Source organism: Janibacter limosus NBRC 16128 (assembly GCF_001570985.1).
Lineage (GTDB): Bacteria > Actinomycetota > Actinomycetes > Actinomycetales > Dermatophilaceae > Janibacter > Janibacter limosus.
In genome coordinates, this window is sequence record NZ_BCSS01000071.1 from 1 (window position 1) to 7,578 (window position 7,578).

Genomic DNA, 7,578 nt, shown 5'->3' on the forward strand with positions numbered 1-7,578 from the left:
ATCCGGCACGCGACCGGGGATGCCCGGGCCGCCCGCCCAGTCGTCGGGACCCCGACCGCCCCAGGCGTCCGGCCCACGGCCACCGCAGTCCACCGGGCCGCAGGCCTCGGGGCCCTTGCCGCCGACGGGCCCACGGCACCAGGGCCGCGGTACCGGACCGACCAAGGCCGGACCGCAGCGCTGGCTCCCGATCATCGCGGGGGTCTGCGGGTTCTTGCTGCTCGTCGCGATCATCGGTACGGCCCTGGCCCTCAACGGCAGGGGCGAGGGCAGCGACACGCCGACCGACACCCAGGCCGGGACCTCCCTGGAGAGCCCGCCGAGCTTCACCATGAAGGTGGACGACTCCCAGCTGATCTACACGATCGACTACCCCGGCTACCAGAAGGGCGATCGCTACCTCGTCAAGGCGGCGCTCTCCGAGGACGTCATCGACAAGGCGACCGCCTACGGCGTCTCCGACATCGACGAGGGCACGGGCACGGGCACCTTTTCCCAGGAGTTCGGCTCGGCGACGCGCCAGTGCGCCCGCGTGCGGGTCCAGCGGGGCGAGGACTACTCGCCGTGGAGCGAGACCGCCTGCGAGGACAAGAGCTGATGTCGACCCGACCCCGCACCACCCCCCTTCCACCGCCCTCGGAGCCGCCGTCCCGGGGGATCCAGGTCGGTCTGCTGCCCTTCGTCGCCAGCATCGTCGGGGTGCTGCTCGTCTGCGGCATCATCGGGGGCGTCCTGTGGGTCACCCGTGATGGCGCCGACGGCCCGGTGTCGACCCACACCGAGGCGTCACAGCCAGGCGGCGCCATCACCGGGACACCCGAGCTCGACGTGCATCTTGATGGTCAGACCCTCGTCTTCACCTTCGAGTACGAGGGGTTGGAGGAGGGCGACTACTTCGAGATCAGTACCGGTGGCGACCCGGACTCGGTCAAGGGGACGCCTGTGCGGGTCGACGGCAGGGAGCTGCGGGTCGGGCTGGCGCCGGGCGTCCAGCAGTGCGGCATGGTCCGGGTCGTGCGCGGCACGCAGAGCTCCGGGTGGTCACAGGTCCAGTGCGAGACGGTGAGGAATTCATGAGTGACAGCGTCGTGACGGTCGACTTCTGCGGGGAGCTGCACGAGGCCCCCCGGGAGGGCAAGCTGACGATCGGGCGAGAGGGTGACCTCGAGATCGACGACAACCCCTTCCTGCACCGCCACTTCCTCCAGATCACCCACGAAGGGGGGTGGTGGTGGTTGACCAACATCGGCACCACCCTCACCGCGACCGTGGCCGACAAGAAGGGCCTCTTCCAGGCGTGGCTCAGCCCGGGCGCGCGGATCCCTCTCGCCTTCGAGCGGGTCACGGTGTGGTTCACCGCGGGTCCGACGACCTATGACTTCGACGTGCTCGTCGACAACCCGAGCTTCATGAGCATCGACAACGAGGTGCTCCTGCCGCAGAAGGGCGGGGAGACGACGGTCGGACGCGTCTCCCTCACCCCTGACCAGAAGCTGCTGGTCGTCGCCCTCTGCGAGGACTTCCTCAAGCGTGATGGTGCCGGTCAGGGCACGATCCCGAGCTCTGCCGTGGCCGCCGGGCGTCTGGGGTGGAAGGTCACGAAGTTCAACCGCAAGCTCGACAATGTCTGTCAGAAGCTGGCCGACGCGGGCATCCGTGGCCTCCACGGCGGTCCGGGCAAGCTCGCGAGCAACCGCAAGTCACGTCTGGTCGAGCACGCCCTGTCCACGCGGATGGTGACGGACGATGATCTGGTGCTCCTCGAGGGTCTGACCGAGACGGAGGAGAAGACCGGGGGATGAGCGTGCAGGGGAGCGGGGCGGCCGAGGGGACCGCCGGTGCCCGGGGACGTCGACGTCCTGTGTGGCTCCGGGCGATCTCGGGTGTCCTCGTGTCCTTGCTGGTCGTCGTCGCGGGGATCCTCGCCGTGCGAGCCGATGGCGAGCCGGTGCACGATGTCGCGCTGACCGATGGCAGCATCTGGGTCTCGGGCGGCCGATCCGGCTACTGGGCGCGTGTCAACACGGGTGCGCACGGCTTCGACCTGGTCATGCAGGGAGCTGAGTCGAGGCAGAGCGCGGCAACCCGGCGTCCCGACATCCTGCAGGACGGGCGCAATGCGGTCGGCGTCACGAGCGACCTGCGCCTGGTCGCCTTCGACTCGCGCACGGGCGAGCCCATCGATGGTGAGGTGCAGGTCCCTCCCCCGACCTATGCCACCGGCGTCGACTTCCATGAGCCCGGACTGGTCGCGATGCACGGCAACACCTTGGCCGTGGTGGATCAGGCCACCGGTCGGGTGTGGGCCAAGCGGCTCGATCCCAAGGGCGGTACGCCCATCGGTGATCTCCTGGACACTGGTGAGCTGGCCACGGCAGGACCCAACGCGAGCGTCACGGTCGATGTCGGTGGCGATGTCATGGTCGTCTCTGCCGAGACCGGCACCGTGGTCGAGATCCCGGCCGACGGAGCGGGATTCGGCTCCCCCGAGCGGACCGACCTGGGCTTCACGGGTGGCCGCGCGGCGGACATCACTGCCGTCGGGGACGCCTGGGTGGTCCTCGACCTCGAAAAGGGCGAGATCCACGCCGAGGGGCTGGACAAGCCTCAGGGGCTGCCGGGAGAGTCGCAGGACACGGCTGGCGTGACCCTCACCATGGCAGCACTCCAGCAGGCCGGACCGACGAGCGGTGTCGTCGGGTACCAGACGAGGGAGCGCGCCGGGTTCGTGCGCATCACCGAGGAGTACGGGGTCTCGGACGGCGAGGTCGGCGTCATCTCGGGGATGGACGACACGGAGAGCCGGCTCCGGTACCAACGGATCTCCGAGCCGGTGGTCAACGGCGACTGCCTGTACGCAGCCTGGGGCGACGGCGACGCGGTCCGGTGGGGCGCCGCGTGCGGGACCGTGGAGGTACCGGCTGTGGAGCTGTCGATCTCCGGGACCTTCTCGCGTCGTCACGGTGTGGCGGTCCGCCACAATCGCGGGCAGGTGCTGCTCAACGACCTGGACACCGGGCACGTCTACGACCTGTCGCTGACCGGGGACCTGCGGATCGACGCCTGGCCCGCAGACCCCTCCGGTGACACGCCACAGGTCTGGGTCCCCGGTGAGGCCCCGGCACCCACGAGCACCTCGAAGACGTCGACCTCCACCGCCACCAAGACGTCGAAGAAGACCACGAAGACGTCCAAGAAGAAGACGTCGAAGAAGAAGTCGTCGAGCACGAAGTCCACGAAGACATCCGGATGAGGAAGCAGGAACGATGAGCGTCTCCCAGGAGCAGGCCGGCTGGTTCAGCCAGGCCTTCCAGCAGATGGTCGGCAACATCGACCAGGTCATCCTCGGCAAGCAGCACGTGGTGCGGCTCGCCCTCACCTGCCTGCTGTCCGAGGGGCACCTGCTGCTCGAGGACTACCCGGGTACGGGCAAGACCCAGCTGGCCCGGGCCGTGGCGGCCACCGTCCAGGGCAGCAGCAGCCGGATCCAGTTCACTCCCGACCTGCTGCCGAGCGATGTCACGGGTGTGACGATCTATGACCAGCAGAGCAAGAAGTTCGACTTCCACCGCGGGCCGATCTTCGCCTCGATCGTCCTCGCTGACGAGATCAACCGGGCCTCGCCCAAGACCCAGTCGGCTCTACTCGAGGTCATGGAGGAGGGGCGCGTGACGATCGACGGCGTCACCCACGACGTGGGTTCGCCCTTCATCGTCGTCGCGACCCAGAACCCCATCGAGCAGGCCGGCACCTACCGGCTCCCCGAGGCCCAGCTCGACCGATTCCTCATGAAGACCTCGCTGGGCTATCCCGACCACGAGGCGACCGTCGCCGTGCTCGCCGACTCCGCCCGCCGGGACCGCACCAAGGGCCTGCGCCCGGTCGTCACCGCTGCGGTCGTCGGTGACATGGCCAAGCTCGCGGACCAGGTCCACGTCGACGCCGCGATCCTGGCCTATGTCTCCCGCATCGCAGAGGAGACCCGGCGCCACCGCGATGTGCGGCTGGGCCTGTCGGTGCGAGGCTGCCTTGCCTTCGTGCGCTGCGCCAAGACCTGGGCGGTCAGTCAAGGCCGCACGCACGTTGTCCCCGACGACATCAAGATGCTCGCCGAGCCCGTCATGAGCCACCGGCTGCTCCTGTCGGCCGAGGCGGAGTTCGCCGGCGTGCAGGTCACCGACGTCATCGGCAAGATCCTCGGCGAGGTCGCCCCGCCGACCGAGCGCGTGGCCTGAGGTCCTTCCGCCGATGACCTCAGGACTGCCGACGCCACCGCCCGACGCCCCTCGTGGGCGCGGCCGGGTGCGCCAGGACGCCCCACCGAGCGGTGGTGGCCGTGATGACGAGGACCGCCTGGAGCGCATGGCGACGTCGACGCGTCAGCGTGCGACGGGAACCCGTCGCACGGTCACCCTCCCCGGTGCTTCAGTGCTGGCTGCGGGCAAGGGGGCTGGTCGAGCCGTCCGTCAGGGGGTCTTTGTGACCGACGAGCGGGTGCGCCGCACGTGGTTCGGTGGCCGGCTGGACTGGATCACGCCGCTCGGCTGGACCCTCGTCGGGTTGGGACTGCTCCTGTGGTTGCTCGGTGCCCTGCTCGGGTGGGTCGAGCTGACGATCATGGCGGCGACGGCTCTCACCCTCGTCGTGCTGTGCGTCCTGGTCTCCCTGGGACGGCATCGGGCCGATGTCGAGCTCGTCGTCGAGCCGCTGCGGTCGGACATCGGAGATCTGGCGCAGGGCCACATCATGCTGACCAATGTCTCGCGGCGCACGATGCTGCCCTCGCTCGTGCGCCTGCCCGTCGGTGACACCGAGGAGTTCATCCCGGTGCCCTTGCTGCGCAAGGGCGCTGCGCATCGCATCTCCTTCCCGATCGCGACGCCTCGTCGCGGAGTCATCCCGGTCGGCCCACCGACGACCGTCCTGGGCGATCCGCTGGGGATCACCCGTCGCACGACGACCTTCGGCACCCACCAGCTGATGCAAGTCCACCCACGCCACATCGCGCTCGAGTCCGGGGCGCACGGTCTGCTGCGTGACCTCGAGGGCGAGGTCACGCCGGAGCTGTCCATGGCTGACATCTCCTTCCACGCCCTGCGCGAGTACGAGCCGGGCGACGATCGACGGCACGTGCACTGGAAGTCCTCGGCCAAGCACGACAAGCTCTTCGTGCGCCAGTTCCAGGAGACCCGACGCTCACACCTCGGGATCGTCGTCGACACCGATCCCGCGATGTACACCGATGGCGAAGGGGGCGTGGAGACCTCCATCGCCGTCGCCGCCTCGCTCATGGTCCAGTCGATCAAGGACGAGCAGGAGGCGACGATCGTGTGCAATGACGGGTTCGCCTCGCGGACCACCGTGCCCCTCGTCCTCGACACCCTGACGACGGCGAGCGTGGGCCGCGTCGACCTCGTCCGCTCCGCGCGGGCCGTGGGTCAGCGGGCCCCGGACTCCTCGGTCGCCGTGCTCTGCACCGGGCCCGGCCGGGCCTTCCTCGAGATCCAGCAGTGTCTGGGCGAGTTCGAGACCGAGGTGCACAAGGTGGCTGTCGTCGTCGACCCCCGGTCGCGCACCACCCTGCGCCGGGTCCGGGGCCTGAGCGTCATCACCATCAGTCAGCTGGCCGACCTGGGACGCGTCGTCGGAGGGTTGGTGCCCGCATGAGCCGTGCGAGCGCTGACATGAGTCTGATGGGGGCCCCCAAGCCGGGGATGATCAAACCCCAGCTCACCGCCAAGCACAAGATCCGGGCGACGCTCGGGCGCATGCGACCCGGGCGGGAGCACTGGGTCGACACCGTCTTCACCATCGCTGTCGTCGCCTGCGCGCTCCTCGGCCTGCGCACCGTCCTCTTCGGCTGGGAGTGGTGGCAGGCGGCCGCGGCCGGGGTGCTCCTCGGGCTCGTCATCGGTCACGTGCAGGGAACCTACCGGTGGCCACTCATCGCGATCACCGCACTCGGTGCGGTCATGTACTTCCTCCTCGGTGGGCCCCTGGCGGTCAGGGACGACCTGAAGTGGGGCTTCCTCCCCACGGGGCAGACCTTCAAGGACCTGGCCGCTGGACCGACCAGCGGCTGGATGGACCTGCTGACCCTGGTGCCTCCGGTGGACGCCCGCGGCCAGCACCTCGCCGTGGCCTTCTTCCTCGCCCTCCTCGGGACCGCCGTCACCTACTCCACCGCCCGGGTCACCCGATCCCGACTGCGGCTGGTGCTGCCCCCCTTAGTCCTGCTCGTGGTGACGATCGCTCTCGGGACGATGCAGCCGGCGGCCCAGTGGGTGCAGGGTCTGGCCCTGGGGCTGCTGCTCGTCCTGTGGCTGTCGCTGCGCGACCACCTCGACCCCGACATCGGCATCGCCCGCCCCGGGGCCCGCAGGCCGGCCATCTCCCGCATCGTCGCCGGCGCCGTGCTCCTCGGCATCGCCGCGCTCATCGGGTCGCTGGTCGGCCCGCACCTGCCGGGTCTCGGCTCGAGCGACGAGCGTCGGGTCGTGCGCACCGGCATCGTGCCGGGCCACGACGCCAACGTGCTCGCGTCCCCGCTCTCCCAGTACCGGGAGTTCACCGAGTCCAGCGCGACCGGCCTCTACGACCGACAGATCCTGCAGGTGGACGGGGTGCCCGCGACCACGCCGATGCGGCTGGCCACCCTCGACACGTGGGACGGGTCGACCTGGGGCATCGCCGGGCGGGGCCACTCGCGGGCCGACGCCGGTCGGGCCTTCCAGCAGTTCGGTCGCCGCGTCGGTGTGCTCGCCAGCGGGACCACGACCCAGGTCCGCGTCACGGTCCCCGACGACGGCTACACGGGCCCGTGGATCCTGACGACCGGACGGGTCGAGGGCATCGAGTTCCTCGGGTCCTCGCAGGAGCGCCTCGAGGGCGAGGCGTGGCTCAATCTCAGCACCAACACGGTCCTCGTGCCGCCCAAGATCGGGCCCGGCGACGTCTACGAGGTGCGCACCGAGCTACCGCCCCCCGGGGCCGGGGCCCTGCCGGAGCGACTGCCCGTCGCGGCGGGCAGCATGCCGATCAGCGGAGACTCCTCCTTCGTCGACGGACGGATCCAGGCGTGGAAGGGGGACGCGACCGACAGCTGGGGACAGTTCCGCAACATCGCGACGACGATGCGCCAGGAGGGGACCTACACCGACGGCACGTCGTCGACGAGCGACGCACCGATCGACGAGGGCGAGCGGGCCGAGCTCGCCCGATCAGGACAGGTCTTCCCAGCGGGCCACGGGCTCGGGCGTCTCGATGACTTCCTCAACTCGGACCCTCTCGCCGGCGATGACGAGCAGTACTCCTCGACGCTCGCGCTCATCGGCAACCGGCTGGGCATCCCCACCCGGGTCGTCGTCGGCGCGACCGCCACGGACGACGGTGTGATCCGGGGGCGTGACATCCACGCGTGGGTCGAGGTCCGGCAGGCGGACGGCCACTGGTTCCAGGTCCTGCCGCAGACCTTCATCCCCGACATGAGCGAGCAGGCCGTCCCCGCGGGGACGGTCCCGACGCAGTGGGAGGCGCCCGCGGTCGAGCCGCCCCCGCCGCCGCCCCCGCCGCCGCCGG

7 protein-coding genes are annotated in these 7,578 nt (G+C 70.2%); all 7 read left to right on the plus strand.

Going from position 1 to position 7,578, the window contains the following annotated elements:
• The coding region (locus JLI01S_RS16015; RefSeq protein ID WP_218005536.1) for a hypothetical protein at positions 1-598 on the plus strand (598 nt) is incomplete at its 5' end.
• Positions 598-1,077: a hypothetical protein gene (locus JLI01S_RS16020; protein ID WP_068266541.1), complete on the plus strand. Its 480-nt coding sequence runs from the start codon at positions 598-600 to the stop codon at positions 1,075-1,077. The genes JLI01S_RS16015 and JLI01S_RS16020, both read left to right, overlap by 1 nt.
• Entirely contained in the window at positions 1,074-1,802 is a 729-nt protein-coding gene (locus JLI01S_RS16025) for an FHA domain-containing protein (protein WP_068266544.1), read from the plus strand. The genes JLI01S_RS16020 and JLI01S_RS16025 overlap by 4 nt, the downstream gene beginning before the upstream one ends.
• On the plus strand, positions 1,799-3,253 hold the full coding sequence (locus tag JLI01S_RS16030) for a hypothetical protein (protein WP_068266547.1): 1,455 nt from the start codon (positions 1,799-1,801) through the stop codon (positions 3,251-3,253). The genes JLI01S_RS16025 and JLI01S_RS16030 overlap by 4 nt, the downstream gene beginning before the upstream one ends.
• 13 nt (positions 3,254-3,266) lie before the next feature.
• Entirely contained in the window at positions 3,267-4,235 is a 969-nt protein-coding gene (locus JLI01S_RS16035; protein WP_068266550.1) for an AAA family ATPase, read from the plus strand.
• Between the two features lie 13 nt (positions 4,236-4,248).
• Positions 4,249-5,667 (plus strand): DUF58 domain-containing protein, encoded by a 1,419-nt coding sequence (locus tag JLI01S_RS16040; protein WP_068266553.1) that lies wholly within the window; start codon positions 4,249-4,251, stop codon positions 5,665-5,667.
• Positions 5,664-7,578, plus strand: a 1,915-nt coding sequence (locus tag JLI01S_RS16045; RefSeq protein ID WP_157075017.1) for a transglutaminase family protein, incomplete at its 3' end; no start/stop codon positions are given. The genes JLI01S_RS16040 and JLI01S_RS16045, both read left to right, overlap by 4 nt.